Here is a 26,061-nt window from a genome sequence, read left to right as displayed (position 1 = left end):
AGCCGGCCTTCCTGGCTTTCCCGGACGAATCCGGCACATTGGCGCGAAATCGACCGCGGTGCGGCGCGAAGCCTCTTGACCCCCCGATGGGTTTCATGGTCTATCCGCGCCACCGGAAACGCCACGCGCTTCCGTCCCGGAGAGATGGGCGTGTAGCTCAGCGGGAGAGCACTACGTTGACATCGTAGGGGTCACAAGTTCGATCCTTGTCACGCCCACCATCTCTTTTCCCTGCCCTTGGAGCAGCGGGTGCGTAGCTCAGCGGGAGAGCACTGCCTTCACACGGCAGGGGTCACAGGTTCAATCCCTGTCGCACCCACCATCCAGCCTTGCGAAATTGAGAGAATTTCGAATCCCGTCGCTGTTCTAGGCGGCGATCGCAAGCTTGGGACCGCGCCGCCATTTGAAGCAGCGCCCATGCGACGTCTAATCGGCCGGCTCGATACTGACGACAGCCCGCTCGAGGATGGATATCTGGGTGGTCTGGCTGGAATAGGCCGAGCCGCGGCGCTTCACGATCACGAAGCCATCAGTGCACAGCTCTTCGGAGATTTTTTCGATGCCTCGCGAGTCATCGACAATAAAAGACTGGCCCGATTGAAGGGTGATTTTGTAGCTAGGCATGCGCGATTTTCCGTGTTCGGCGTGACCATAGCTGCCGCAGCTGAATGAAGAGCTAATCCAGAAGCAACGAACTAAGCCGGTTCGCGTCGTCTTTTCCATTCTCGGGCGAAACTGATTGCTCCTGCAATGAGGAGAAAAGCCAAGCCGCTAGCCATTACGGGAAGAAAGAGTGCCGGTAGGCGCGAACGTTCTGAGGCCGTGCTGGCGGTCACCGTTGTCACAATGGGTGAAACGAGGCCTGAATTGACCCCTTCGATGAAGGCCTTGGTTTCTAGATAGAGCGGGAGCGCGTTCTCGTTCGCCGGCAAAAGCCGCTCGAGTTCGGTTTCCTGCGTCTTGACTTCTGCCATCATGGCATCAGTTAAAGCCGCGATCTCCGCCCTGAGACTGCCGGCAAGTTGACTATCGCCCGTTCGGAAAATGACCGGGTTGGCGGCGGGAGCGGATATCAGCTCCAGCCTTGGATCATCTAATCCAGCAACCAGGATATCCGCTATCTCTCCCGGCCCGCGCACCGGTGTGCCGCCCGAGAATATCTGCAGTTTTATTTCGTAAGACGGTGCAGGGGTGCTGCTGCTGTTTTGCCAGGCCACAAAAGCTGAGACGATGCCGATGGCTGCGCATACAAGCATCAACCACCGGAATGACCAGAGCCAATCAGCGACATCGAATAAGGAAATTTCCGAATTATCTTCTGTCATTGGCGTCGTCCCCCTGTGCGGCGCTTGGGCGGCATGATCCGGGACGATTATTGCAGATCGGAAACCCATTGGAGCGCTTCGTCCCTCTCATCCGGCGAAAACACCTGGGTGTCGATCTGAGGAAAGAGCTTTCCCGCCATGTCCGTGGCGCCCTTGATCCATTGCTTGTCCGAGATGACGGCGGCGCGTTTGAACCGGTGAAGCTCACCGAGCTTGCCCATTCCGTATTGAAGGTCACGCTGGATAGCTTCGCCGGTCATGTCCTCCATCCCCGACAAATCGGCGAGGACGCCAATCTCCGGATGATCGGCAAGCGTCTCCTCGATCTCGGGAATAATCTTGTCATAATCCGCTGCGGTAACGGTCCCGGCGACGTGGAAGGCTGCGACATGATCTGGTGCGTCGATAACTTCAATCATGATCCTCTCCTATGTGGGGCATAGGATCGTAACGACAGCAGGGACCCCTCGTTCCACATTTATTTGGGCGGCGGCCGGGGATTCGGTAGCCGGGTCTGTTAGCCGCGCTAGCGCTGTCCACGTAGAAAAGGCCGGGCGAGCCGGCCTCTTCCATATCTCGCGATCAGAGGGGGTATTAGCTAACCTTGGCCGGGGGCAGCCAGGTATCGACTTCCGATACCATGCGGCCCTTCTCGATGATCATCCAGAAACTATGGTCGGCCCAGCGGATAATCGTGTTCTCGAGGCTGCGCTCCAGCAGTTCGCCCTCGCCCGAATGGGCACCGGCGCAGTGGGCGACGGCTTCCGGCAGTTCCAGCGTCAGACAGATATAAACCCCATAGCCCGGGTGCCGGATCGAGGGCATTCCATTCTCGTTCGGATCGGCGCGCCAGCGCGCGACGTTGTCGGGATCGAACTCCCAGACCTTGCCGATATCGTGGCAAAGCGCCCCGGCGATCAGGATGTCGCGGTTATAGGTGAAACCGGGAAAGTTCTTATTCAGATCCTCGGCCATGCTGAGCGCGATGCGGGCCACCGAGCGGATGTGATCGCCCTGCGTACCGGTGACCAATGGCTTGGAATCGTAATTGCCGGAGGGCTTCATGTCCCCGATACACTTGAAGCCGCTGGCGGCGATCGCCGCTGCCCAGGCATTCAGCACCTTGGTGCGCAATTCTGCGCTGGCGATCCAGCCGATCTCCGGCATTTCCTCGAGGATGGCCTCACGCATCGGCTCGGTGATGGTGACCGTCTTGCCGCGCAGGCGAACGACGAGATTTTCAGACATAGATAGATTACTCCAATACTTTGATGCGTCAGCCACGCAGCAGCTGCGGTAGCCACAGGGCCATCTGGGGGAATGCGACGACGGCTGCGATCATCAGCAGCAGCGCCACGATGAACGGGGACACGCCGATCATGATGTCGGTGATCGAACCCTGGCGCCGTACGCCTTGCACGACGAACAGGTTCATGCCGATCGGGGGTGTTATGAGTGCGGTTTCGCTCAGCAGCACGATGACGATGCCGAACCATACCGGATCGTAGCCGGCGCTGATTACCAGCGGAGTGAGCACTGGAACCGTCACGATCATCATCGGCAGCGGATCCATGAAGCACCCGAGAACCAGATAGATCGCGATGATCGCCAGCATCAGCTCCACCGGCCCCAAGCCCCAGGCAATAACCGCCGCGTTGACGGCGGGGATCAGACCCAGCGCCGAGAGCACGAAGTTGAGAAACCATGCCGCCATAACGATCAGCATGATCAGGCCGGTGGTGCGGATCGTACCATCGATGGCCTCGACCAGCATCCTGAGGTTCAGCCGGCGATAGGCGGCGGCGAGCAGCAGCGCGGCAAGCACGCCGAGCGCGGCCGATTCTGTCGGCGTCGCAATACCCATATAGATCGAGCCGATGATGACGCCGAAGATGAGCAGCGGTGGCAGCAGATTGGGCAGCGAGGCGATGCGTCGTTTCCAGTCCGTTTCGATCTTCTGCCCGCCCAGTGATGGACGGATGAGGCAGATGACGAGGATGGTCAGCGAGAACAGCACCGCCAGCAGGATGCCGGGCACGACCCCTGCCATATAGAGCTGCGGCACCGAGGTGCTGGTCAGCCAGCCATAAAGGATGAGGCTGATCGAAGGCGGAATGAGGATGCCCAATGTGCCGCCGGCGGCGACCGAGCCATAGAACAGCCTATCGCTATAGCGATAGCGCTCGATCATCGGCTTGGCCACGACGCTGATCGTGGCGGCCGTGGCGACGCTTGAACCCGAAGTTGCCGCAAACGCCGTGCTGGCGCCGATATTGGCGTGCATGAGGCCCCCGGGCAGCCAGCCGATCCATTGCACGATGGCCGAATAGAGCCGTTCGGCGATGCCGGCGCGCAGCAGGATTTCGCCCAGCAGCACGAAGAGCGGAACGCTGACCAGCAGATAGTTGGAGGAGGCGACCCAGCTGAGTTCGCCTGCCGCCTTAAACAGGTCGATGGGTGAGAAAAAGAAGTCGAGGCTGAGCGCCACGATTATCATCACTGCGCCGACCGGCAGTCCGATGGCGAGCAATCCGAAAAGAATGAGAAGGGTGGCCTGAATCATGCTGCGTCATCCCGGGATAGGCGCTGCTCGGTATCGGCGATCGCATCTTCGACTTCGTCGTCCGCACTTGGCGCGGCGCTGATGCGCGCGGCCTCGGCATAGTCATGACGGGCGATGGCCATTGCCCCCTGAACCAGACGGAACAGCGATACGGCGGTGAACCAGATCAGCCCGAAGGTCCACGCGCCATGCGGGATGACCAATGGCATGCCCAGCGTGGTGTTGGACTTCGAGGCGAGACGCAGCGAGGTTGTGAACATTTCAATGCCGCCGGAGGCGAGTACGGCACCGACGGCTGCAAGGCTGGCCAGCGCCAGCAGGTCGAGCAGCGCCTTGGGCAGAGGCGGCAGCCGCTGCGCCAGCACGTCGACCCGCACATGGGCGCGTTCGAACACGACATAGGCGAGAGACCATGTGGCCGCCACGGCCAGCGCATAGGTCGCGAGTTCGGTGCCCAGGCTGATGACAAACAGGTGAGACGAGCGTCCGATAACCTCGACGGTGACAAGGATGGCGGCTCCCAGAAGCAGGAAGCCGCCAAGCCTGGCCATCCACAGCGAGATCCCTCGGATCAAGCGTGTAATGGGCTGCATAATCAGTGAGCCGCGATCTGGAGATCGATGACCGAACCGGCCTTTTCGTTCCAATTGGCCACGCAGTCGGCGCCGCAGCGGTCGGCCCAGTGCTTCAGCACGTTGTTGGAGACGATTTCCGCCACCTTGGCGCGGTCGGCATCCGAAAGCTCCACCAGCGTCATGGGCCGATCGGCCACGATGCCGAGCTCGCACTCGCCCTGCGCGGTATTGCAGTTGATGCCGTCTTCCACGTCGGCGGCGGCCTGGGCCCACATGCGGTCTTCCATCGCAGCGAACTGTTCGGTGAGGAAAGCCTGCGTTTCGGCCGGGAGGCGATCCCAATTGTTCGAATTGGCGCCGAAGAAGATCATCGACCAGCCCATTGGCAGGATTACGAGGTGATCGGTGACTTCCCACCATCGTGCCGTGTTGCCGCCAGACGTCGCTGTGATGGCGCAGTCGGCCACGCCACGATCCAGCGCCGGCACGACTTCGGCGAACGGAATGTTCACCGATTGGGCGCCGAGGCCCTCGATCAGTTCGGCCATCGAGCGGCTGAACGTGCGCACCTTGAGGCCGGCCAGATCGTCCACTCCGGAGATCGGCGCGTTGCAGTACAGGACCTGCAACGAGACCGGCGACATGGTGAGCAGCTTCACGTTGAACTTCTCGGCCATGATCTGGGTGAGTTCTTCACGCAGGCCCTCGGCCATTTTCCGTTGCTCAGTGATGTCTCCGGTGAGGCCCGGCAGATCGAGGGATTCGAATTCCGGTGCCTCGCCTGCCATGTAGCTCAGGGTGCCTTCGGAGATGTCGAACATGCCCAGGCCCAGCAGCCGCAGCACTTCCGGGCCCTGAATGCCCATATCCTCAAGCGATCCGAAGGTCGCGGTGATCTTACCGTTCGACGCTTCGGGCAGTTCCTGGGTAAAGAACGGCTCCTCGATGAAGCGGAACATGTTCTGCGTCCGGTTGCCGCCGGACACTTTCAGGTTGACGCTGTCCAGTTCCTGGGCGACGGCGCCCCCGGCGGGCAGCATCAGCATCCCCAAGGCCAGACCGGTCAAGAATTTATTGCGCAATGACATGGCTTTCATTCCTCCTCATCGATTTTTGCAACGGACGGGCGGTGCTCGCCCACTGGGAAATGCCTTAGCACTATTGACGTCGCTCGACTAATTGGCAATTCTTGCCCCTATTAATTGGAATTTCCGATAGATGCGCATCACGCTCGCTCAGCTCGAGGCAATTGTCTGGGTCGACCGGCTCGGCAGCGTGAGCGCGGCGGCCGTCCAGCTCAATCTGACGCAATCGTCGGTTTCTCTGCGGCTAAAAGAGTTGCGCGAGGCCCTGGGGCGCCCTCTGTTCAGCAAGCAGGGGCGGCGACTGGTGCTGAACGATGATGGCCGGAGCGTGCTCGATCACGCCACCACGATTATCGAGCATGTGGAGTTGCTCTATGATCGCTCCCGCCCCGAGCGCATTACCGGCTCGATCCGCTTCGGGATCGTCGAGGCGCTGTCGGTCGCGGCACTGCCGGGCATCATCTCAGAGCTGGAAACCCGCTATCCTGCTTTGCGGGTGGAGATGACCGTTGGCACCAGCATCGATCTCGAACGGCAATTGCTGGCTGGGGCGCTCGACGTGGTCATCGGGATCAACCTGCACGACGATCCGCGACTGAGGCTGTCCGAACTGGGCGTCCAGACCGCCGCCTGGTATGCGCCGCCGGATTCAGAGCTCCCGGCGATCGTCCGGCCCCGCGACTTGGCGCGCTTCACCGTTCTCAGCAATCCCGGTCCGTCGCCGATGTATCAGCAGACCATGAACTGGTTCCGCTCCGAGAAGCTGACGCCGCGCCAGATCTCGGTGAGCTTCTCAATCATCATCATCGCTCATCTCGTCGCGGCTGGGAGCGGTGTCGCCATTCTGCCCACCAAGCTGGTCGAAACCACGTTTCCCAAAGGCGCCTTGCTGCGGCTGATGAGTGAACAGGGGATCGATGAATCGCGCATGTTTGCGGCGCATCGCGCCGATGACTGGCGGCCGGCGATCAACGCCGTGGTCGAGGTGACGCGCGAACGGGTACAGGAACTGGACTGGCTGGTGGCGCCCACCTAACCGTCAGTGCCGGAAGCGGCGCGTGGCCGTGAACAGCACGGACTATATGTTGTGTCAGCCTGAAATCGGTTCCTGCCCTTGGTCGCCTGGATGGGCTGGGCGCTGCCGCTGCCGTTGAAGCGCAATTGGGGTCACCAGGGCAAATCCGGCTCGATCCTTCGGGGAATCGTGCATCGAGATGTGCGGTGCGTCTCAATTCGTGGCCAGCACTTCGCACCGTTTGCTGGCGAAATATGCCTGAACGAACCCATCCACAGCCGCCACTGGAATGAGCCGAGACAGGGGGCGAATTCTCGGAAATTTCCATGCTCCCGGACGGCTTGGCGGCAGCAAAACCTGACAAAAACTCCTGCTTTGCCACGAAGGCATTGCGCCGGCGGGTGATAAATGCTTATGTTCAAAATAATAGAAACCAATGTCTACTAGGTAGAAATATGCAAGAAGAAGACCGACATGTACAGGCCTTGGTAGCGGCCTTGTCGCTCCTCGATGCATTCGATGATGACGTTGGATTGCAGTTGAAGGATTTCCACACAAGAACAGGGCTGAATCGAAGCCGCATCCTTCGTTTTGCAGGTACCTTGAAGGCGTGCGGCTACCTGTATGTCGACCCGGTGACCAATGCCTACCATCTTGGCCCGCGTCTGCAGGCCATAGCCTGGATGCTTCAGAAAAGCAGAGGGCGGTTTTTGGCTGTTGTGCGGCCGGCCCTGCGTGATCTCGCAGGAGCCACCGGCGACACGGCCTTCTTTTCATCAATTCACAATGGGCTTCGTCTCGTGGTGGCCCGGGAAGAATCCAGTGAGGGGCTCAGGTTTGTGGTTGATGAAGGACAGACGCGCCCATTGCATGTGGGGGCGAGCAGCAGGGTTCTGCTGGCCTTCGCGCCTTCCGCCTACCGCGAGCGCATCCTTGCCCAGCTCACGGAGGAAAGCTCCGACCAAATCGAAGCGTTGCTTGCGGAACTGGAAAGCATCAGGCGCATCGGGTTTTCGGTCAGCCGTGGGGAAGTGACGGCGCATGGATTTGCCATTGCGGTTCCTGTCGAAAACGAAACCGATTTCCCCGACGTGATCACCCTTGCCGGGCCGCTCACGAAACTAACCGACGTCCTCATCGAGAAATACGTCGACAGGCTGAAGATTGCCTCCGCGAGCTTGACGGATGCGGTCGCACGTTTCTCCGGCTCAAAAATCCCACCAACCCTTAACGAACACCAAGGAGCAAGCTCACGATGATCCAATCAGACGTCGCTAAAGATTACGAGGACTATAAGGCGCAAGGCCGCGTATGGGGGCAGGTCGCACCCGAGCGCATCAAGAAAATTCGTTTGCCACGGCCGTCAAAGGAGGTTGTGGATCAATATCTGGCGCTCGAGGATCTGACTGGCACCGTTTCCGACGTCCTCGATTCCCTGGGTTTGCGCGGCGTTGTCGCTGCCTCACATCTTCGCCCGGTGCTGCCAGGTAAAAAAATCGTCGGCACTGCCGCCACCGTCCGCAGCATCCCGGAGCGCAAGACTCCCACCCAGGGCTACGTTGATAACGACTTCATCGGCATGTCCACGCGCGAGTCATATTATCTCGGCGAACCAGGTGACATCCTCGTCTGCGATTTCGGTGGCAATCTCGATGTTTCGAATATGGGCGGCCAGTCTGCCACCGTCGCAAAGTCGCGGGGCTTTGCCGGAGCCATCGTCAATGGCGCGTGCCGAGACGTGCCGGCGATCAACGCCCTTGACTATCCCGTCTGGAGTAAAGGCGTCACGCCCATCACGGGCAAATTCCGTATGGAAGCCGTGGAGCTAAACGGCCCGGTTACAGTGCACGACGTGGTGGTTCATGCCGGCGACCTGGTTGTCGCAGATGATTCCGGCGTCTGCTTCATTCCCGCTGAGCATGTCGTCACCGTGCTTGAAAAGGTGAAGTCGATCATCGCGGAAGAAGAAGCGATGCGCGTACTGATCAATGAAAATCGTCCCCTCGACGAACTCCGCCCACTCTATCGGAAGCGCTATTCCTAAACGATACCGTGAGCGTGGACAGCTGGGGAATGATCAGATGTCCACGCTCATAATTTTCCAACTGAATTCAAAATTAGGGAGGAATTCATGAGCACGCATACCCCCATCAAGCTTTTTGCTGCTGCTGCAACGCTTATCCTAGGGTCCGCCGGATTAGCGTACGGAGAAGATTGGCGCCCCACGCAACCGGTCAATATGATCGTCCCGTCCAACCCAGGAGGAGGGCACGATAATAATGCGCGTGTCCTAGCCTCGATTTTGTCGCAACACGCTGGACAGCCGGTCAATATCATCAATCAGCCGGCCGGTGGCGGAGTGGTGGCCTATAATGAAATGCGCAGCGCCAGCCCAGATGGCCTGACGATCGGCCAAGTGTCCATTTCACTCGTCTCTGACGTTTATCGGATCGAAGGTGTGGATTACGACGAGAATAGCTTCGCATATATCGGTCAAATTTCCACCGACCAGAATGTGCTGACGGTAAGCGCGTCCGGCCCTTACGCGGACATGAACATCATCAAGTTCATCGATCACGCAAAAGAGCGCCCCGGCGATATTGTCTTCGGGGTTTCGGGCAATTGGACGAACCACGACTATACGCGCCTCAAATTTGAGTTGGCGACGGATACCAGCTTTCTTCGGGTGCCCATCAAGGGCGGGAGCCAAATCGTCCTGTCACTGATGGCGGGAGATGTCGGCATCGGCGCGCTTTATCCATCGGAGATCAAAGCTCAGGTTGAGGCCGGAAACCTGAAGATGCTGGCGCATAATGGCGACGCGCCTATTGAAGAATGGCCCGAGGTTCCAAGCCTTGTCGATGAAGGTATCGATGTCGATCTGGCGATCTGGAGAGCCTTGGTGCTTCCTCCTGAGACATCGGAGGAAATTCAGGCGGGCTGGAGCGCTATCCTGGAGAATACAATGAATGATCCTGCTCTGAAAGAAGCATATCGTTCTGCAGGAATTGGATTCGCTTACAGGAATTCTGCGGATACCAAGGATCTGATCTCCGCATCGGCTCAGGTTTATAGGGATCTCTCTATTGCCGCTGAGTTGACCCCTGAGGCGGTAGAGTAACCAGCAGCCCTCCAACCCTTATTATACGGCAGTCTCATTCGGCCTCGGATTATGAAGCTGTTTGGGGCTGCCTGGAGGTCAAATGCCCAAGTTTATAAGCAGAGAATTCTGTAGCGGAATTGTATTGTCCAGCGTCGGAGCGACATACACAATTTACGCTCTTACGCGCTATCCGCTTGGCTCGTTGAACGAAATGGGCCCAGGTATGTTTCCGGTGATGGCCGGCGCAGTTCTTGGCATATTCGGTCTTGCGGTTCTGGCTAGCAGTCTAATAGTCCCCGGAACCCGCATTTCGATCGATTGGGGGCCGTTTTCCTATATAATTGGTGGCCTGGTGGCTTTCGCTATTTTGCTTCCGCTTTTCGGCTTTATTCCGGCAATCGCCGTCATGACGATTGTTGTAACTTTTTGGAACAGTACGGCTTCTGTACGAGCCAAGGTAATTCTTGTCGTTCTGCTTCCTGCGCTTGCGTATGTCATATTTTACTGGGGCCTGAACGTTCGCATGGCTCCCTTCAGGATTCCACTCTGATGAACGCTCTCGAAATGCTGCCAGCCAACATCATGATTGGTCTCGAGACGGCCTTTTCCCTATCAAATTTATTCTACTGCTTCATCGGCGTCTTCCTTGGAACGCTGATCGGGGTCATTCCGGGTATAGGCGCGCTAGCAGCGATATCCATGCTGTTTCCATTGACGCTTTACCTTGATCCTACCGCCGCTCTGGTGATGCTCGCCGGTATTTACTATGGCACGAGCTATGGCGGCTCCACCGCTTCGATACTTCTGAATGTGCCCGGCACGCCATCGGGGGCAGTCGCCACGCTCGACGGTTATCCGATGACGAAGCAAGGAAGGGGCGGCATTGCTCTTTCCACAACGACAATCGCTTCGTTTATTGGAGGAAGCATCGGCATCATTCTGATGATGTTGCTTTCCCCATTGATTGTGGAATTTGCGCTCCGCTTCGGTTCGCCGGAATACTTCTCTCTGATGCTGCTCGGGTTAATCGCGGCTTCCTCGATATCGACCGGTTCCATGCTGACTGGAATAGCGATGGTGGCCTTCGGCATTTGCCTCGGGCTCGTGGGAACCGACATCTCCAGTGGGGTTCAGCGTTTTACCTTCGGAGCATTTGGTCTGCTGGACGGTGTCAGCCTTGTGGCGCTGGCAATGGGGCTTTTCGGCGTGACGGAGGTAATCTCAGCTATCCGCTCCAGCCAGAAACAGGCAAAGGAAGGAGAACGTGTGGCGAAGGTAACTCTTCGATCAATGATTCCTACCCGAGACGATGTGCGTCGATCCTGGATGCCTATGTTCCGTGGAACGGCGCTGGGTTCGTTTTTTGGAACACTTCCAGGTACGGGCGCCATCATCGCGTCCTTCATGGCATATGCCGTAGAAAAAAAGGTGTCCAAGACGCCCGAGGAGTTCGGCCAAGGCGCGATTGAAGGAGTAGTCGCTCCAGAAGCTGCGAACAATGCTGCTGACCAGACAGCGTTCATTCCCACGCTCACGCTTGGCATTCCTGGCAGCGCGAGCATGGCTATCATGCTGGGTGTGCTGATGATTCACGGGATCGCGCCCGGCCCGATGCTGCTCAGCTCGCATCCCGACATCTTCTGGGGACTCGTAATGAGTTTCTGGATCGGAAATGTCATGCTGGTGGTTCTAAATCTTCCTCTGATCGGCATCTGGGTCCGCCTCGTGGCCGTCCCTTTCTCGGTGCTTTATCCAGCAATCGTCATGTTCGTGGCTATCGGCGTCTACAGCGTAAACAATTCGATCTTTGACGTGTGGATGGTGATCGCTATCGGTGCGCTGGGCTATCTGATGCGGGTTCTCAACCTGCCGCCAGCACCCTTGCTGCTGGGATACGTCTTGGGACCGCTGATGGAAGAACACTTCAGAAGGGCAATGATGTTCTCGAGGGGCGATTTCATGACATTCGTAAATCGCCCCATCAGCGGCACCATTCTCGCTTTGACGGTACTCATTCTGGTCTATGGCGCGTGGAGCGGTATCAAGGGAAAGAAAAATAGAATTGCCCCTGTGTGACGTGAACGCGCCAGGGCTGTTTTGTTACGCCAGTGCTCCAACGGTCGGGCCAAAGCGACGGCGTCTCTATGATGGTGAGTGAAGATGCGCGCCGGCGATTTCGGCATTGTCCGGTTTTGACGTGACCATATTCTGATCACCGGCCGGAGGGCGGGGTGTCCTCCGGCGCGATCGTGTGTGGGTCAGCTGTTCTTGTGGCTCTGCTGACCAGCTTTTACATGCTGTTCATGGGAGCCGCCGCGGCTGCCGGCGTTATGGCTGTCGTCGCGGTCATTTTGGTTCGAATTGCCATCGGCATTCTTGTGACTCTGCTGTCCAGCTCTGACGTGCTGCTCGTGCGAGCCGCCCTGGTTTTTACCGGTGTTAGGCATGATTAAATCCTTTTGACAATCGGTATAGGGTCGGGGCCATCCCCGACCGCGCTGGATAACGGGATGGCCCTGGCGGCGTTCCTTCACGTTCGCTGCGGCGGTTCACAAAGTCCGGAGGCATCTCTATCTGACCGGCTCGCCGCTTGCCGGATCGATCCTGATCTCCACCTTGGCGCCGTTCCGGGTGTAATATTCGATCTCGTAATAGCCGCGATCCTTCCACTCGATCTCGTCCAGGTAGTGGAAGTCGGCCGTCTGCTCGATCTGGGCGATAATCTGCGAAAGCTTGACGCCTTCGGGCGGCGCGGCCTGGACGCTCAGGGTGAACAGACCAAGAAGCGCGGCGCTGGCAAAAACTCGCATATCGTGTTCCTTCGCTGGATATGGACGCCGGCCTAGGGGGTGGTGGCGTCCAGGTGGGGATGCTCTGCATTGGGCAGGTGCGTCAGCCGCTCGGCGGGGGGCGGTATCTCGGTCGGTGCATTGGCGTAGAGCAAGCCATGCAGCCCCCAATAGGCGCCGCCGATAACGACCATCGCCGCCACCAGGCCCAAAGGCACTTTGAGCACCGCTTGCCAGCCCCGGTCATTGGCCGGAACCAGATATGTCGGGTCGGCGACGATCAGGAGCAGCGTGCCCATGATCAGCGCGTGACCGACAAGGTCGATGCGGCCGAACGGATAGACGGCGAGGGTGAAGATGACGAGCAGGGCGATGGCCGAGAGCCGGCGCACCAGTGGGGTCCAGAGCAGGCCGAAGCCCATGGTGAATTCGGCCACGCCGGCCATGGGAATGAATGGGTCGCGCGGCATGCCCAGCGTCAGGAAGGGGCGTTCCTCGACCAGGGGATAGAACCATTCGGGATAGGCGAATTTCTCCAGGCTCGACCACATCAGGGCGATGGCGACGCCCCAGCGCAGGATGAGAAAGCGCTTGTCGAAATATTTGCTGCCGGGAAAGGCGGCGAGCGCCAGATAGGCGGCGACGCCGATGCCGAGCGCCAGATAATCGAGCAGGTGGAAGAAATCGTAATCGCGCAGGGCGATGACCCAGAGGCCGATAATGCCCGCCGCCGCCAGCGGCATGGTGCGCCGCGAGAAGATCAGGGCGGCGATCAGCAATTGCAGCCACGACACCCATTCATTGGGCGTCTGCAGATCGGGGGTGAGATAGACGCCGCCCACCGCGAAGATGGCGACGAAGAAGGCGGCCGTGACGGCGCGCATGAAATCGTCGGCGCGCAGCCAGAGCGGCCGGGTCGCCCCGTCGATGAGGCTGCTGATCGTGTGGCCCAGGCCATGGCGTTCGACCAGCACCGCCACGGCGAAGAAGGCGAGCACCAGGCCGATGCCGAGCCAGAACCAGATATTGGTCAGGATGTCGGTGACCGGAGCGGGGCTGGCGCCCACCACGAAAGGCGCGAACCATTTGACGTGAGCGAAAGCGGGCAGCGGCATCATCACCGCCAGGGCGGTGGCGGCCGCCGCCAGCCGGCGGAATTGAACCGGGTTCCGGGCAAAAGGCCGAATGCCTTCGGGTCTCCAAGCGCCTGTCATCTTCATCTCCATCCGCCGGGGTCGGATTCCGGCTGGCTCCTCATAACATGTACTATTGAGGTATCTTTGATCTGGCTCAAGACGTGGCTTGTGATTATGCAATTCATTCTTGCTGAAAGCCAAGGAGATGAAAATGGATCTGATCAGAATCGGGGCTGGGGTCGTGCTCGGCCTGGCCTTTGTAGGCGCCCTGCTGGTGCGCAACGATCCGCCCCCCTCCCAGGATGCGGTGCTCGACATGGCGATCTGCGGCCAGGACCATGGCTCGCATGGCGGCGAGGAGATGGCGGCGCATATGGCCGCCATGGCCGTCAATGCCGAGGCCGGTCATGCCGAACTGATCGACACCATGGAGCCGATGCACACCGGCATGATGCGCGGGCTGGCGGCGGCCGATTTCGATGCAGCCTTCCTGTGCTCGATGATTCCGCACCACCAGGGCGCGGTGGACATGGCGCGGGTGGCGGTGAAATACGGCCAGGACCCGTTCGTGACCATGCTGGCGCACCAGATCATTGCCGATCAGGAACGCGAAATCGGCGAGATGGGCCGCTGGCTGGAGCGGCGCGAGGCGGTCGGGCAGTAAGGCGGCCGCCGGAGGTCCGAAGGAATGATCGCGGCGGGCGATCAGTGCGGATGCCGGGCCTGCGGCAATTGCCGGACCGGGCGCGGGCGGCTGAGGATGAAGGTCGAGCAGCAGCTCAGCAGGAGCGCGACCATGGCCTGTATTGGCAGGGCCATGTCGGTGGTGATGAGGAAAATGGCATAACTCGCCAGCATGGCGCCGACGGCGACGGTCTTGATCCGGGGGGCTATGGCCCCGGAATGCCGCCAATCGGCGAGGGGCGGGCCGAAGCGGGGATGGTCGAGGAGCCAGGCCTCGAGGCGCGGGAACGAGCGCGCGAAACAGGCGGCTGCCAGCAACAGGAAGGGCGTGGTCGGCAATAATGGCAGCACCGCACCCAACGCCCCCAGCGCCAGCATGAGCATGCCCAATGCCGACAGCAATATGCGCCTGGCATTGGTCATGGCCGGCGCTCCCGGGCGAGAGGGAAGGGCCGGATGAAGTGGTCCGGCTTGGAACAGACCCCTCCACCCGGCGTTACCGCATCGACATGCCCCGACTCAGCGATACGGTAATGGAAAGTGTGCCGTTTTTCGGCTGACCATAATTGGGGAACGGGTCCGTTCATGGGTCAGCGCTCGGTCTGTTCATGGCCGCCTCTGCTTGCAGATCGAGGGTGAGATTAGCGGGGTTCGCCGGGACCTGCTTTGATGCAGCGCAAGGAGGGGGCAATTGCCGGGGTAAATCCGGGTCTCTTGTCGCGATCAGGACACGGCCGCCATGGTCAGCGGGTCGGCTCCGAACAGGGCCAGATGACCGCCCAGCAGCAGCCAGGCGGTAATGGCGGCGCTGGCTAGGAGGGCGATGGCCAGGTTGCGATCCACGGCCCAGCGGGCCCGCCCGGCGATAAGGGCCGCCAGGGGCAAGACGGACGTGGTTTCGGCGATCGACGGCCAAGCGCTGCCCAGGCGCCGGCGGCCGCGGCGTTCGGCCATGGCGATGCCGAAAACTGCGAAGAGCGTGAAACTGCCGAAAAGCAGCAGGCTGCGCAGGTCACCATTGGCGATCACATGGCCGAAAGCCCAGAGGATGAAACCCCAGAGGACCGGATGGCGGGTGATGGCGGTGATGGCGCCGGCCCCACCCTTGCCGCGAAAGCTGATCGAAGCCGGATTGGGGCTGATCAGGCCGGCAATGAGCAGGAACAGCGCCAGCGGCGACAGGATCAAAGTGGTCCAGGCCTGCCAGGGGGCGGGGGGCCAGAGTTCGATATAATCGAGCCGGAGAGCGGCGTGGAAGACCCAGGCCAGGGCCAGCAGCGAGACCAGCGAATAGAGCACGAGATAGGCGCGGCGCCCCAGCAATTGGATCAGTGTCGTGCGGATGGCCGGCACGGCCGGGACGGAATGGAGGGCGAGAAAGCAGAGCAAGGCCAGGACAAATTGGGTCAATTGTCTGTTCCGAAAGGGTTTTCGCGGGGGCCGAGCAGCGCGATCAGGTCCTGCTCGGTATGGACGTGGCGGCGTGTGCTCTCGAAGAAGGAGCGCAACATATAGCCTTTCGCCTCGGCTGACGGAATCGGATCGTCGCCGCTCATGGCCAGGAGCGCCTCGCCGATTTCCAGCGCGGCCAGGCTGTCGGCGTCGTGTTCGCGCCGCAGCCGGATTGCCAATTGCCGCAATTCGGGCCGCCCGGATTGGGCCAGGAGCGGCAGGAGGACCTGTTCTTCCTCGCGATGGGTGCGGTCCAGGGCCTGCGCCAATTCTCCGCCGAGGGTCCGGCATTGCGCCGGTGGCGGCGGCTTGGGCAGATTATCCGCAATGGTTTCAAGCATATCGCAAAGCGCCAGCAGCTGGCGGTAGCAAGACAGGAGCTTGTTCCATGCGGGCGACATGCGGCCCTAGCTTTCCCAGCGCTCGGAGCGGGGATGGTCGTCCTCGTAGAGGATGCGTTCGGAGGCGCCATCGAGGTCTTCATATTGACCATTGCGCAGGGTCCAGAGAAAGACCAGCAGGCCGATCAGGCCCAAAACGATAGAGATTGGAATGAGATAGAAAAATTCACTCATGCGGTGACCTCCCGCTGGGACAGGGTTTTCCTACCGCCGAACGGATGCCAGCCGAGGCGGAGGGCGTTGAGGACGACGACGATGGAGGAGGCCGACATGGCCACGGCGGCGAGGAAGGGATTGACCAGGCCGGCGACGGCGATGGGCAGGGCGATGACGTTGTAGAGCAGGGCGAGAATGAGGTTCTGGCGCACCAATTCCCTGGCCTCGCGGGCAATGGCGAGGGCCTGGGGGATTGTCAGCAAGTCATTGCGCAAGAAGACGAAATCGGCGGCGCTGCGGCCGATGTCGACGGCGCTGGCCGGGGCCATGGAGACATGGGCGCGGGCCATTGCCGGCGTATCGTTGAGGCCGTCGCCGACCATGAGGACCTGATGCCCGGCGGCGGCCAATTGCCCGATGCGGTCGAGTTTTTCCTGCGGCAGCAGCCCGCCGGAACCGGCAATGCCGAGGCGGTCGGCCAGCTTTTGCACCTGGCCCGGACGATCGCCCGACAGCACCAGCACCTGGCGGCAATCGGTTAGCAGACTGTTAACGCCGGGCACGGCATTGGGGCGCAAATCATCCTCGAACTGGAAGGCGGCGATAATGGCGCCGTCGCGCGACAGGATCGAGCCGGCCTCGGCGTCCTCGGCGGGGCCGGACCAGCCGGGGCGGCCGAGGCGATAGAGGTGCTTTCCCAGACGGGCCTCGATGCCGAGACCGGGATGTTCGGCGACGTCCCGCCAGTCGGGGCGCGGCGATGCGGGAAAGGCGCGGGCGATGGCGATGGAATAGGGATGAGCGGAGAGCGCGGCGAGGCCGGCGCCGATCTCGACGGCCTGCTTGTCACCATGGCTGATCCGGGGGACGGCAAGGCCGGTGGTGAGGGTGCCGGTCTTGTCGAAGACCACGACGTCCACTTCGGCGAGGCGCTCTAGGGCCGAGCCGTCCTTGACCATGATGCCGGCCTCGAACAGGCGGCGGGCGGCCATGACCTGCACCATGGGCACGGCGAGGCCGAGGGCGCAGGGGCAGGTGATGATGAGCACGGCGATGGCCACGGTGGTGGCGTCGTGCAGATTGCCGCTGAAGATCATCCAGCCGATAAAGGCGAGGGCAGCCGCCAGATGCACGATGGGCGAATAATAGGCGGCGGCGCGGTCGGCGATGCGGCGATAGCGGTTGCGGCTGGTTTCGGCGTCGTCGAGCAATTGCACCAGACGGTTGAGGGTGGAATCGCGCTCGCTCGCCGTGGTGCGGACGAGCAACGGCGCCGACAGGTTGAGGGCGCCGGCCGGCACCGGCTGGCCGGGGCCGATGGCCTCGGCAAGGCTTTCGCCGGTGAGCAGGCTGCGGTCGAGGGCGCTGATGCCCTGAAGGACCGTGCCATCGAGCGGAATGCGCTCGCCCTGGGCCACGGAAATGGTGCTGCCGGGGGCTATGTCGGCCAGGGGATGAAAGGCTGGGCCATCCGGCCCGTCAAGCACCAGCGCCCCGGCGGGCGCCAGCCGGGCGAGACCCTTGACGGCGGTGCGGGCGCGCTCGCGCATGGCATGGTCGAGGGTGCGGCCGATCAGCAGGAAGAAGATCAGCGAGGCGACGGCATCGTAATAGACGCGGTCGCCGGAAAAGACGGTGTCGTAGAAGCTGAGGGCGAAGGCCAGGGCGATGCCGATGGTGATCGGCACGTCCATATTGGTGCGGCCCGAGCGGATGGCGGACCAGGCGGATTGATAGAAGACGCGGCCGGAATAGAGCAGGGCCGGCAGGGTGAGGATGGCGCAGATCCAGTGCAGCAGGCCGCTGGTGGCGCCATCGGCGCCGGACCAGACCGAGCCGGAAAGCATCATGATGTTCATCGAGCAGAAGGCGGCGACGGCCAGGGCGCGGATGAGCGCGGCCAGATGGCCGTCCTTGCCCGCCTCCTCCAGCGAGAACAGGTTGGGCTCATAGCCGAGCTCGACCATGCGGCGCACCATGGGCGGCACACTATCGGCGCTCCGCCAGCGCACGGTGACGCGCTTGCTGGAGAGATTGACCCGGGACGAGACGATGCCGGGCAGGGCGTCGAGCGCCGCTTCCAGCGTGCGGATGCAGGCGCCGCAATGAATGGCGGGGGCGGAGAATTCGGATTGGCGCAGGCCAGTGCCGAGATCGCGGCTGGCCAGGCGGACCTCGTTGTCGGAGGGGCCCCGATCGGGGCCGCCGGCAAGGGCGTCGACAAAGGCGGGTGGCGGAGCACAACAGGTCATCGCGGCGCTTCCGGGTTTTTGCGCCGGTCGACGGGCGGGATCGGCGATGCGGTGGCCGCGCCCTCGTGGTTCGACAGGCTCACCATGAGGTCTATGCCGGGTTGGAGAGAGTGATGGGACCGCCACGATCTTCCCGCAGACCTCATCCTGCGCCTGTCGAAGGAGGAGGTCGGTAAATCCGTGGCTGCGACCGGGTGGTGCATGGCGGGTCCTAGTCTCCCCTTACCGCGATATAGGCGTGCCAGGTGGCGTGGCCGAGCAGCGGGAAGATGATGACGAGGCCGACAAGGCCGGTGGCGATGCTGATTAGGACGAGGCCGACGACCAGCGCTGCCCAGACCAGGGTGGCGGGCAGATTGCTGGTGACCAGCGACAGCGACAGGCCCATGGCCGAGAAGGCATCGCGCTTGCGGTCCAGCATCATGGGGATGGAAAAGGCGCCGATGGCGAAGGAGAAGGCGGCGAACAGGCCGCCCACGGCGGTGCCCACCAGCAGCAGCGACAGGCCGAGCGGGGTGGTGAACAGCATCTGGGTGACCTGGTCGAAGCCGGGAAAGGGCCGCCAGCCAAGGAACAGCGCATAGAGCAGCACGGCGGCGCGGACCCAGACCAGCATCAGCGTCATCAATACGGCGCCGACAAAGAACAGATGCAGGCCGCCGCGCGGAAACAGCATGGCGCCGAGGCCGATCTGCTGCCCGGCGGCGAGGCGGCGGCTCTTTTCATAGAGGCCGGTGGCCAGCAGCGGACCGACGACGAGAAAACCGGCCAGAGCCGGGAACAGGATCTGGGCCCAGTCGAAGACGAACATCGAATAGATGAGGCCCCAGGATACCAGGGCAATGCCCAATCCATAGGCCAGGCTGGGCAGCGGATTGGTCCAGAGATCGCGCCAGCCGGCGGCGAGCCAGTGCAGCGGCGCAGTGGCGGCCAGATGGCGATTATGATCGACGGCGCGGGGCAGCGCCGGCTCATAGGGGGGAAGGGTATCGACGGTTTCGGTCATGGCTCTTCCGGGGGTTGGGGTGGGGTCACGGCCAATCTCGCTAGCAGCCCGATTTGGCGGCGCGGAAATGGTCGGTGCTGCCATCGGGGAGTTTGAGGTGGGTGACGCAATCGGGCTGCGAGGTGAAGGCGACATAGACGAGATGGGCATTGGCGATTAACAGCACAGCGACGATGACGAAGCCGATCAGCCAGCCGAGCCGACGCCGCCGGGGCGGCGTCTGGAGCAGGTGCCGTTCGCCCGGGGCGGTCACCGAGTGGCGCTCCGCAGGTCGAGAACGTAAAGGCCGAGCAGGCGAATCTGCGCGGCGCTGAGGCGGCCTTCCCAGGCGGGCATGACGCCCTGGCGGCCATTATAGATCGAGTGCCTGATGGCGGCGGGCTCGCCGCCATAGGTCCAGAAGGCATCGGTGAGATCGGGGGCGCCGAGATCGGTCATCCCCCGGCCATCCTCGCCGTGGCAGCCGGCGCAATTGTCGGCGAAGAGCGTGGCGGCGGCGTCGCGCTCTTCCCGGGCGAGCATGGGGGTTCCCGACAGGTCGGCCAGATAATTGACCAAAAGGGTGATGTCGGGGGCGCTCAGCATCTGGTCGCGGCCAAAGGCCAGCATCTGGGCGTAGCGGGTTTCGGGATGATTGGCATTGATGCCGACGCGGATGGTTTCCACGATGGTCTCGGCGTCGTCGCCCCACATCATCGGCGCCTCGGCGATATTGGGATAGCCGATATTGCCTCTGGCCTCGACGCCGTGACAGGCGGCGCAATTGTCGCCGAACAGCATGGAGCCGGATTGGCGCACCACGGCCATGATGGCGTCGTCGGCGGCGAGATCGGTCAGGTCCTCGTGCGCCAGCCGCGCGGTCCAGACGGCGCGCTCGGCCTCGGCCTCGGCCAGGCTGGCCCGGACCGCCTGCTGCTGGTCGACGCCGAGCAGGCCACGGAAATAACCGCTGAGGCCGGGCCAGGAGGGCATGAGCAGGGTCCAGACCAGAGCGAACAGGGTCATGGAAATCAGGAACAGCCAGAGCAGGCGCGGCACGGGGGTATTGAGTTCCTTGATGCCGTTCCATTCGTGGCCGGTGGTCATCTGGCCGGAAAATTCATCGCGTTCCTTCAGCGCCATGGCCGGTCTTCCTCTTCGAGCAGCGGCATTTTGGCGGCTTCGTCGAAGCCCTTCTTGTTGGAGGGCCAATAGGTCCAGGCCAGGCAGATGACGCTGAGCGTGACGAGATAGAACAGGCCGAACGACTTGGCGAAGCCGGCCACGGTTTCATGATCGAAGGGCATTATTCAATCTCCGCCTGCAAGCTGGTATGGGCGACATCGGTGAGGGTGCCGAGCACCTGGAGATAGGCGACCAGCGCGTCCATGTCGGTGAGCGGGCCGGGCCGGCCGTCAAAGGCGCGGATATTGGTGGCCTCGCCATAGCGCTCGGCCACGCCGGCGGCCTGGGGGCTGTCGGGATTGGCCTGGCCATAGGCGTCGCTGGTGGCGTTGGCGATCTGCTCGTCGCTATAGGGCACGCCGACGGCGCGCAGGGCTTTCAGGTGATCGCCCAGATCGTCGATGCGCAATTGATCGCGCAGCAGCCAGCGATAGGCCGGCATTTTCGATTGCGGCACCAGGTCGCGCGGATTGTAGAGATGGGCGGTGTGCCAGTCGTCGGAATATTTGTTGCCCAGGCGCGCCAGGTCGGGGCCGGTGCGCTTGGAGCCCCAGAGATGGGGGTGGTCATAGCTGCTTTCCACCGCCAGCGAATAGGGGCCGTAGCGGTCGACCTCGTCGCGCAGCGTGCGGATCATCTGGCTATGGCAGGCATAGCAGCCTTCGCGGATATAGATGTTGCGGCCGGCCACTTCGAGCGGGGTATAGACCCGCATGTCCTCGACCTGCTCCACCGTCTCGTCGATGGTGAAGAGCGGCGCGATCTCGATGAGGCCGCCGATGGAGGCCACGAAGATGATGAACACGACCAGACCGATGGCGCTGCGTTCGAGGCGGTAGTGAAATCCAAACATCGGCTTATTCTCCAGCCTGCAGCGCCGGCCGGACCGGCAGATCGCCATGGATGTCCGGCGCGGTGTCGATTGCGGGCATGCGGATGGTCATGATGACGTTGTAGAGGGCGGTGACGGCGCCGAGCACGAAGAGCAGGCCGCCAAAGGCGCGCACGATGTAATAGGGGTGCATGGCCTCGAGGCTCTCCAGGAAGGAATAGGAGAGCGTGCCGGACTCGTCATAGGTGCGCCACATCAGGCCCTGGATGACGCCCGAATTCCACATGGCGAAGACGTAGATGACGGTGCCGGCCAAGGCGAGCCAGAAATGCAGCTCCACCAGCTTCTGCGAATAGATGCGCTCGCGCTTGAACAGGGAAGGCACGATCGAATAGAGCGAGCCGAAGGTGATCATCGCCACCCAGCCGAGCGCGCCGGCATGGACGTGGCCGATGGTCCAGTCGGTGTAATGGCTGAGCGAGTTGACGGCGCGGATGGCCATGAACGAGCCTTCGAAGGTGGTGATGCCGTAAAAGATCGCCGCCAGGGCCATGAAGCGGAGCACGGCGTCGTCGCGCACCTTGTGCCAGGCGCCGTTGAGGGTCAGCAGCGCATTGCCGGCCGAGGCCCAGGAGGGGACCAGCAACACGACCGAGAAGGCCATGCCCAGCGTCTGCACCCAATGGGGCAGGGCGGTGTAATGCAGGTGGTGCGAGCCGGCCCACATATACATGAAGGTGATGCCCCAGAAGGAGATGATCGACATCCGATAGGAGAAGATCGGGCGGCCGGCGCGTTTGGGCAGGTAATAATACATCATGCCGAGGAACCCGGCGGTGAGGAAGAAGGCGACGGCATTGTGGCCGTACCACCATTGGGTCATGGCATCCTGCACGCCGGAGAACAGCGAATAGGACTTGGCGGCGCCGAAGGAGACCGGCACGGCCAGGTTGTTGACGATATGCAGGATCGCCACCACCAGGATGAAGGCCATGTAATACCAGTTGGCGACGTAGATATGCGGTTCCTTACGGCGAGCCAGGGTGCGCATATAGATGGCGAAATAGGTCACCCAGACCACGACCAGCCAGATATCGGCATACCATTCGGGTTCCGCATATTCGCGGGACTGGGTCATGCCCATGAGATAGCCGCTGGCGGCGACGACGCAGAAAAGATTGTAGCCGAGCAGCACGAACCAGGGGCTGATCGCGTCCGGCAGGCGGGCGCGGCTGGTGCGTTGCAGCACGTGGAAGGAAGTGGCGATCAGCGCATTGCCGCCGAAGCCGAAAATGACGCCGCTGGTATGAATGGGGCGCAGGCGCCCGAAGCTCAGCCAGGCGACGTCGAAGGTCAGGTCGGGCCAGGCGAGCAGCGCGGCGACCCAGAAGCCGGCGGCCATGCCGACAATGCCCCAGATAAGGGTGAGGATGATGCCCACCCGGGTCGGGGAATCGTAATATTCGGCGAGGCTCTCGGCGGAGGGCTCGGGCAGGTCATAGCCGCGCACGAAGGCGAAGAAGCCCCAGAGGCCCGCCGCCGCGACCATCCAGCCATGCACGCCCATGAGGTCGTTGCGCCCGCCAATGGCCATGGCCAGGCCGATGAATATCAGGCCCCCGAGCAGAATGAGGGCGGTCACCCGCTCGCTGCGCGTAAAATCAGCCACCATGAATCTTGCCCCCGATGCGTGGATAGGCGGCGAATGCGCCGCGCCTTGGCCACAGCCCTAGCCGAATGGCGCGGACGCACTTTGATCTGGATCAAAGATGCAGGCGGACGCCGGTTGCGGCCGGAACAAATGCCGGCCGGCAGTTTGCGCCGCGACAAAGTGCGCATGGCCGGGCCGGCCTAGGGTGACGACAATCCGGCGCATGGCCGCCGCCGGGGGCTTTGTCCATTCGCGGCCGGGACAGATTCATGCCAGACCAGACCGAGTTCGACATCATCGACGTGCGCACCATTCCGCCGCGCGAACGGCATCCGCAGATCTTCGCCAAGGCCCATGGGCTGGCGGTGGGGGAAAGCTTTGTGATCGTCAACGACCACGATCCGCGGCCGCTGCATTATCAATTGCAGGCCGAATTTCCCGGCCAGTTCTCCTGGACCTATCTGCAGGCCGGCCCCGAAATCTGGCAGGTGGCGCTGGGCCGGGAAGAAGCGGCCTGAGCGAAAGGGCGCGGCGATGCCGATGGGCAGCACATCGCGCTGGACCCTGGCCTTTTTCGGCTGCGCGCTGGCCTGCCTGGTCGGCGCGCTGGGGCTGATGAGCGCCGGCCTGGCCTATCCGCATGCGGCGCTGATGGCGCCGCAGACGCTGATAATGGTGCATCTGGTGGCCATTGGCTGGCTGACCCTGCTGATGCTGGGCGCCTTGCTGCAATTCCTGCCGGTGCTGGTGGGCGGACCCCTGCGCGCCGCCGGCTGGGCGCCGCTGGTGCTGGTTCTGATCGTGGGCGGGCTCGCCCTGTTGCTGGCCGGCTTCGCCGCCATGGATGGCTGGCCCGGCCTGCCCGCCGAGATTTTGCCGCTGGGCGGATTGCTGCTGCTGGGCGGGCTCGGCCTGGCGGCTTTCATGCTGTTCGCCACGCTGTTCAGGGCCAGATCGCTGCCGCTGCCGGCCGGTTTCGTCGCCCTGGCGCTGCTGAGCGTGCTGGTGGCGGCGCTGCTGGGCGAGACGCTGGCCAGCGCCATTGCCGGCCTGTTCGGCGGCGATTTCGCCATGGCGATCGTCACCCATGGCGTGCCGCTGCATGCCGGGTTCGGGCTGGGTGGCTGGCTGACGCTGGCGGCCATGGGGGTGAGCTATCGGCTGGTATCGATGTTCCTGGTGGCGCCGGAGCGGCAGGGCGTGCTGCCGCGCCTCGCCTGGTGGAGCGGCATGGCCGGGCTGGCGGCGCTGTGCACGGGGTTTGGCGTGCTGCTGGCCAGCAATGCGCCGCTGCCGCTGGCGCTGGGCGTGGCGGCCCTGGCCGGGCTGGTGGCCGTTTTCGCCTATGCCGGCGACATTGCCATGCTGTATCGCGGGCGGCGGCGCCGGGCGCTGGAGCTGCATATGGGCGCGGCCATCGCCGCCTTCGCCGCGCTGCCAATAAGCGCCGTCTGGCTGGTGCTGGCGGCGGCGCGGGAGAGCGAGGCGGGCCTTGCCGCCGCGCTCTATCTTCTGGCTTTCGGCTGGCTGGGCGGGCTGGGGCTGGCCATGCTCTACAAGATCATTCCGTTTCTCACCTGGCTCGAATGCTTCGCCCCCTTTATGGGCCGCAAACCGGTGCCGCGGGTGCAGGACCTGGTCCGCGAACCGCGGGCGCGGGCATGGTTCGGCCTCTATTTCGCCGGTGTGGCGCTGGGCGCGGCCATGATGCAATTGGCGCTGCCGCCGGCCGTTCAGGTCGCCGCCGGGTTGCAATTGCTGGCCTGCCTCCTGCTGATCCGTCAATTCTACCGGGCCCGGCTGCTGGCGGACCTGCCCGCCGACTGGCATGATTTCCCCCGACCCCGATTGCTGCTGCCGCAACAAAGGAGCTTGCTATGACCGATCTGGAACTCGATGTGCGCCCCATATTGCGCAATGGCGGCGAGCCATTCGGCGCCATTATGGGCGCCGTCAACAGCCTCCTGCCCGGACAGCGACTGAAGCTGTTCGCCACGTTCCGCCCCGAACCGCTATTCCGCGTCATGGAGGCCAAGGGGTTCGGCTTCGAGGCCACGCCGCTGGCGGACGGGGACTGGCAGGTGCTGTTCACTCCGCAGGCGCCCGATCTGGTTTCCGGCGGCTCGACGCCGGACAATCCCGATAGCTGGGCCGATCCCAACCATTATCTGGACCTGACCGATCTCGATCCGCCCGAGCCGATGGTGCGCATCCTGGCGCGGCTGGAGGACATGGATGAAGGCGAGGTGCTGTTCGCGCTGCTGGCGCGCGAGCCGCTGTTCCTGTTCCCCGAAATCAAGGCGCGCGGCCATGCCTGGGCCGGCGATTTCGACGCCAGCGGCACGGCCTATCGGCTGATGGTGCGGGCGGGGCGCCAGACATGAATATGGCGCCGGGCCCGGAGCTGGAGGCGGCCATCCGCGCGGCCCTGCGCGCGGTGATCGACCCGGAACTGGGCCACAATATCATCGATCTGGGCATGGTCTATGCCATCGATGTCGACAGCGATGGCGCCGTGCTGGTGCTGATGACCACCACGGCCCGCTTCTGCCCGGCCAGCGGCTTTCTGCAGGAGGCGGTCAGCGAAAGAGCGGCCGAGGTGGAAGGAGTGACGCGGGTGCGCGTGGAACTGACCTATGATCCGCCCTGGACGCCGGAGCGCATGGCGCCGGAGATTGCGGTGCGGTTTTGAGGGGATTGGTGACCGCGACCTCGTGCTTCGACGGGCTCGGCATGAGGTCTATGAGCAGTTCCGGCTTTGACGGAATCGGCGTCTCACCCCCCGTTCGTCACCCTCGCGCTTGACGCGAGGGTTTTTTGTTTGTGGGTCTGCCGTAAGAGCCCTCGCGTCAAGCGCGAGGGTGACGATCCG

At 62.4% G+C, this 26,061-nt stretch carries 32 protein-coding genes and 2 tRNA genes; 13 read left to right on the top strand and 21 right to left on the bottom strand.

Going from position 1 to position 26,061, the window contains the following annotated elements:
- Positions 1-146 precede the first annotated feature (146 nt).
- A tRNA-Val gene (locus tag O9Z70_RS13135) sits at positions 147-221 on the top strand.
- Positions 222-247: 26 nt separating this feature from the next.
- A tRNA-Val gene (locus O9Z70_RS13130) sits at positions 248-322 on the top strand.
- A gap of 104 nt (positions 323-426) precedes the next feature.
- On the opposite strand, the gene O9Z70_RS13125 is transcribed toward O9Z70_RS13130, so the two are convergent.
- From O9Z70_RS13125 to O9Z70_RS13095, 7 genes are all read right to left on the bottom strand, one after another.
- A complete protein-coding gene (locus O9Z70_RS13125; RefSeq protein WP_286019895.1) occupies positions 427-624 on the bottom strand; it encodes a hypothetical protein in 198 nt (65 codons plus the stop codon).
- Between the two features lie 71 nt (positions 625-695).
- Entirely contained in the window at positions 696-1,325 is a 630-nt protein-coding gene (locus tag O9Z70_RS13120) for a hypothetical protein (RefSeq protein ID WP_286019894.1), read from the bottom strand.
- Positions 1,326-1,372: 47 nt separating this feature from the next.
- Entirely contained in the window at positions 1,373-1,744 is a 372-nt protein-coding gene (locus O9Z70_RS13115; RefSeq protein ID WP_286019893.1) for a SpoIIAA family protein, read from the bottom strand.
- A gap of 175 nt (positions 1,745-1,919) precedes the next feature.
- Complete coding sequence (locus tag O9Z70_RS13110; protein ID WP_286019892.1) at positions 1,920-2,573, bottom strand: HD domain-containing protein; 654 nt, start codon at positions 2,571-2,573, stop codon at positions 1,920-1,922.
- Positions 2,574-2,601: 28 nt separating this feature from the next.
- Positions 2,602-3,888 (bottom strand): TRAP transporter large permease, encoded by a 1,287-nt coding sequence (locus O9Z70_RS13105; RefSeq protein WP_286019891.1) that lies wholly within the window; start codon positions 3,886-3,888, stop codon positions 2,602-2,604.
- Complete coding sequence (locus O9Z70_RS13100; protein ID WP_286019890.1) at positions 3,885-4,439, bottom strand: TRAP transporter small permease; 555 nt, start codon at positions 4,437-4,439, stop codon at positions 3,885-3,887. The genes O9Z70_RS13105 and O9Z70_RS13100 overlap by 4 nt, the downstream gene beginning before the upstream one ends.
- A gap of 44 nt (positions 4,440-4,483) precedes the next feature.
- Complete coding sequence (locus tag O9Z70_RS13095; protein ID WP_286019889.1) at positions 4,484-5,551, bottom strand: TRAP transporter substrate-binding protein; 1,068 nt, start codon at positions 5,549-5,551, stop codon at positions 4,484-4,486.
- Positions 5,552-5,681: 130 nt separating this feature from the next.
- Here O9Z70_RS13095 and O9Z70_RS13090 point away from each other — a divergent pair, with 130 nt between their 5' ends.
- From O9Z70_RS13090 to O9Z70_RS13065, 6 genes are all read left to right on the top strand, one after another.
- Positions 5,682-6,584 carry a LysR family transcriptional regulator gene (locus tag O9Z70_RS13090; protein ID WP_286019888.1) on the top strand — a complete coding sequence of 301 codons (903 nt, stop codon included), beginning with the start codon at positions 5,682-5,684 and terminating at the stop codon, positions 6,582-6,584.
- Between the two features lie 434 nt (positions 6,585-7,018).
- A complete protein-coding gene (locus O9Z70_RS13085; RefSeq protein WP_286019887.1) occupies positions 7,019-7,822 on the top strand; it encodes an IclR family transcriptional regulator in 804 nt (267 codons plus the stop codon).
- Positions 7,819-8,607, top strand: coding sequence for an RraA family protein (locus tag O9Z70_RS13080; protein ID WP_286019886.1), 789 nt, complete (start codon positions 7,819-7,821; stop codon positions 8,605-8,607). Before O9Z70_RS13085 ends, O9Z70_RS13080 begins: the two co-directional genes overlap by 4 nt.
- Before the next feature lie 87 nt (positions 8,608-8,694).
- Entirely contained in the window at positions 8,695-9,684 is a 990-nt protein-coding gene (locus O9Z70_RS13075; protein WP_286019885.1) for a tripartite tricarboxylate transporter substrate binding protein, read from the top strand.
- A gap of 82 nt (positions 9,685-9,766) precedes the next feature.
- The gene (locus O9Z70_RS13070; protein ID WP_286019884.1) at positions 9,767-10,216 is read left to right on the top strand and encodes a tripartite tricarboxylate transporter TctB family protein; all 450 of its coding nucleotides are present in this window, start codon (positions 9,767-9,769) and stop codon (positions 10,214-10,216) included.
- Positions 10,216-11,742: a tripartite tricarboxylate transporter permease gene (locus O9Z70_RS13065; protein ID WP_286019883.1), complete on the top strand. Its 1,527-nt coding sequence runs from the start codon at positions 10,216-10,218 to the stop codon at positions 11,740-11,742. The genes O9Z70_RS13070 and O9Z70_RS13065 overlap by 1 nt, the downstream gene beginning before the upstream one ends.
- A 182-nt stretch (positions 11,743-11,924) precedes the next feature.
- On the opposite strand, the gene O9Z70_RS13060 is transcribed toward O9Z70_RS13065, so the two are convergent.
- The 3 genes from O9Z70_RS13060 to O9Z70_RS13050 all read right to left on the bottom strand — a co-directional run bounded on the left by O9Z70_RS13060 (position 11,925) and on the right by O9Z70_RS13050 (position 13,669).
- Positions 11,925-12,113 carry a hypothetical protein gene (locus tag O9Z70_RS13060; protein ID WP_286019882.1) on the bottom strand — a complete coding sequence of 63 codons (189 nt, stop codon included), beginning with the start codon at positions 12,111-12,113 and terminating at the stop codon, positions 11,925-11,927.
- 123 nt (positions 12,114-12,236) lie between these two features.
- The gene (locus O9Z70_RS13055; RefSeq protein WP_286019881.1) at positions 12,237-12,476 is read right to left on the bottom strand and encodes a PepSY domain-containing protein; all 240 of its coding nucleotides are present in this window, start codon (positions 12,474-12,476) and stop codon (positions 12,237-12,239) included.
- A 32-nt stretch (positions 12,477-12,508) separates the two neighbouring features.
- Entirely contained in the window at positions 12,509-13,669 is a 1,161-nt protein-coding gene (locus O9Z70_RS13050; protein ID WP_286019880.1) for a hypothetical protein, read from the bottom strand.
- Between the two features lie 133 nt (positions 13,670-13,802).
- Between O9Z70_RS13050 and copM the strand changes: the two genes are divergently transcribed.
- On the top strand, positions 13,803-14,255 hold the full coding sequence (gene copM / locus O9Z70_RS13045) for a CopM family metallochaperone (RefSeq protein WP_286019879.1): 453 nt from the start codon (positions 13,803-13,805) through the stop codon (positions 14,253-14,255).
- A gap of 41 nt (positions 14,256-14,296) precedes the next feature.
- On the opposite strand, the gene O9Z70_RS13040 is transcribed toward copM, so the two are convergent.
- The 11 genes from O9Z70_RS13040 to ccoN all read right to left on the bottom strand — a co-directional run bounded on the left by O9Z70_RS13040 (position 14,297) and on the right by ccoN (position 23,210).
- Positions 14,297-14,698 carry a YbaN family protein gene (locus O9Z70_RS13040; RefSeq protein WP_286019878.1) on the bottom strand — a complete coding sequence of 134 codons (402 nt, stop codon included), beginning with the start codon at positions 14,696-14,698 and terminating at the stop codon, positions 14,297-14,299.
- A 300-nt stretch (positions 14,699-14,998) separates the two neighbouring features.
- Complete coding sequence (locus O9Z70_RS13035) at positions 14,999-15,685, bottom strand: NnrU family protein (protein WP_286019877.1); 687 nt, start codon at positions 15,683-15,685, stop codon at positions 14,999-15,001.
- On the bottom strand, positions 15,682-16,128 hold the full coding sequence (locus tag O9Z70_RS13030; protein WP_286019876.1) for a hemerythrin domain-containing protein: 447 nt from the start codon (positions 16,126-16,128) through the stop codon (positions 15,682-15,684). Before O9Z70_RS13030 ends, O9Z70_RS13035 begins: the two co-directional genes overlap by 4 nt.
- 6 nt (positions 16,129-16,134) lie before the next feature.
- The gene (gene ccoS / locus O9Z70_RS13025; RefSeq protein ID WP_286019875.1) at positions 16,135-16,302 is read right to left on the bottom strand and encodes a cbb3-type cytochrome oxidase assembly protein CcoS; all 168 of its coding nucleotides are present in this window, start codon (positions 16,300-16,302) and stop codon (positions 16,135-16,137) included.
- Complete coding sequence (locus O9Z70_RS13020) at positions 16,299-18,536, bottom strand: heavy metal translocating P-type ATPase (RefSeq protein WP_286019874.1); 2,238 nt, start codon at positions 18,534-18,536, stop codon at positions 16,299-16,301. Before O9Z70_RS13020 ends, ccoS begins: the two co-directional genes overlap by 4 nt.
- Positions 18,537-18,747: 211 nt before the next feature.
- Positions 18,748-19,542 carry a DUF2189 domain-containing protein gene (locus O9Z70_RS13015; protein ID WP_286019873.1) on the bottom strand — a complete coding sequence of 265 codons (795 nt, stop codon included), beginning with the start codon at positions 19,540-19,542 and terminating at the stop codon, positions 18,748-18,750.
- A gap of 40 nt (positions 19,543-19,582) precedes the next feature.
- Positions 19,583-19,795 (bottom strand): hypothetical protein, encoded by a 213-nt coding sequence (locus O9Z70_RS13010; RefSeq protein WP_286019872.1) that lies wholly within the window; start codon positions 19,793-19,795, stop codon positions 19,583-19,585.
- Positions 19,792-20,664 (bottom strand): cytochrome-c oxidase, cbb3-type subunit III, encoded by an 873-nt coding sequence (gene ccoP, locus O9Z70_RS13005; RefSeq protein WP_286019871.1) that lies wholly within the window; start codon positions 20,662-20,664, stop codon positions 19,792-19,794. The genes O9Z70_RS13010 and ccoP overlap by 4 nt, the downstream gene beginning before the upstream one ends.
- The gene (locus O9Z70_RS13000; RefSeq protein WP_286019870.1) at positions 20,655-20,828 is read right to left on the bottom strand and encodes a cbb3-type cytochrome oxidase subunit 3; all 174 of its coding nucleotides are present in this window, start codon (positions 20,826-20,828) and stop codon (positions 20,655-20,657) included. Before O9Z70_RS13000 ends, ccoP begins: the two co-directional genes overlap by 10 nt.
- Entirely contained in the window at positions 20,828-21,559 is a 732-nt protein-coding gene (ccoO, locus tag O9Z70_RS12995; protein WP_286019869.1) for a cytochrome-c oxidase, cbb3-type subunit II, read from the bottom strand. The genes O9Z70_RS13000 and ccoO overlap by 1 nt, the downstream gene beginning before the upstream one ends.
- Before the next feature lie 4 nt (positions 21,560-21,563).
- Positions 21,564-23,210, bottom strand: coding sequence for a cytochrome-c oxidase, cbb3-type subunit I (gene ccoN / locus O9Z70_RS12990; RefSeq protein WP_286019868.1), 1,647 nt, complete (start codon positions 23,208-23,210; stop codon positions 21,564-21,566).
- A 248-nt stretch (positions 23,211-23,458) separates the two neighbouring features.
- On the opposite strand from ccoN, the gene O9Z70_RS12985 reads away from it, so the two are divergent.
- Genes O9Z70_RS12985 through O9Z70_RS12970 form a run of 4 tightly spaced genes read left to right on the top strand, consistent with a single transcriptional unit; the run spans position 23,459 to position 25,881 of the window.
- Complete coding sequence (locus tag O9Z70_RS12985; RefSeq protein WP_286019867.1) at positions 23,459-23,707, top strand: DUF2249 domain-containing protein; 249 nt, start codon at positions 23,459-23,461, stop codon at positions 23,705-23,707.
- Between the two features lie 22 nt (positions 23,708-23,729).
- Positions 23,730-25,070: a hypothetical protein gene (locus tag O9Z70_RS12980; RefSeq protein ID WP_286019866.1), complete on the top strand. Its 1,341-nt coding sequence runs from the start codon at positions 23,730-23,732 to the stop codon at positions 25,068-25,070.
- Positions 25,067-25,573, top strand: a complete 507-nt coding sequence (locus tag O9Z70_RS12975) for a DUF2249 domain-containing protein (RefSeq protein ID WP_286019865.1) — start codon at positions 25,067-25,069, stop codon at positions 25,571-25,573. The genes O9Z70_RS12980 and O9Z70_RS12975 overlap by 4 nt, the downstream gene beginning before the upstream one ends.
- Entirely contained in the window at positions 25,570-25,881 is a 312-nt protein-coding gene (locus tag O9Z70_RS12970; RefSeq protein ID WP_286019864.1) for a metal-sulfur cluster assembly factor, read from the top strand. The genes O9Z70_RS12975 and O9Z70_RS12970 overlap by 4 nt, the downstream gene beginning before the upstream one ends.
- Positions 25,882-26,061: the final 180 nt, after the last annotated feature.

Source organism: Devosia sp. YIM 151766 (assembly GCF_030285925.1).
In the GTDB taxonomy this organism is placed as follows: domain Bacteria; phylum Pseudomonadota; class Alphaproteobacteria; order Rhizobiales; family Devosiaceae; genus Devosia.
The sequence above is the reverse complement of the archived record's forward strand: the minus strand, read 5'-3'. Positions and strand labels throughout refer to the sequence as shown.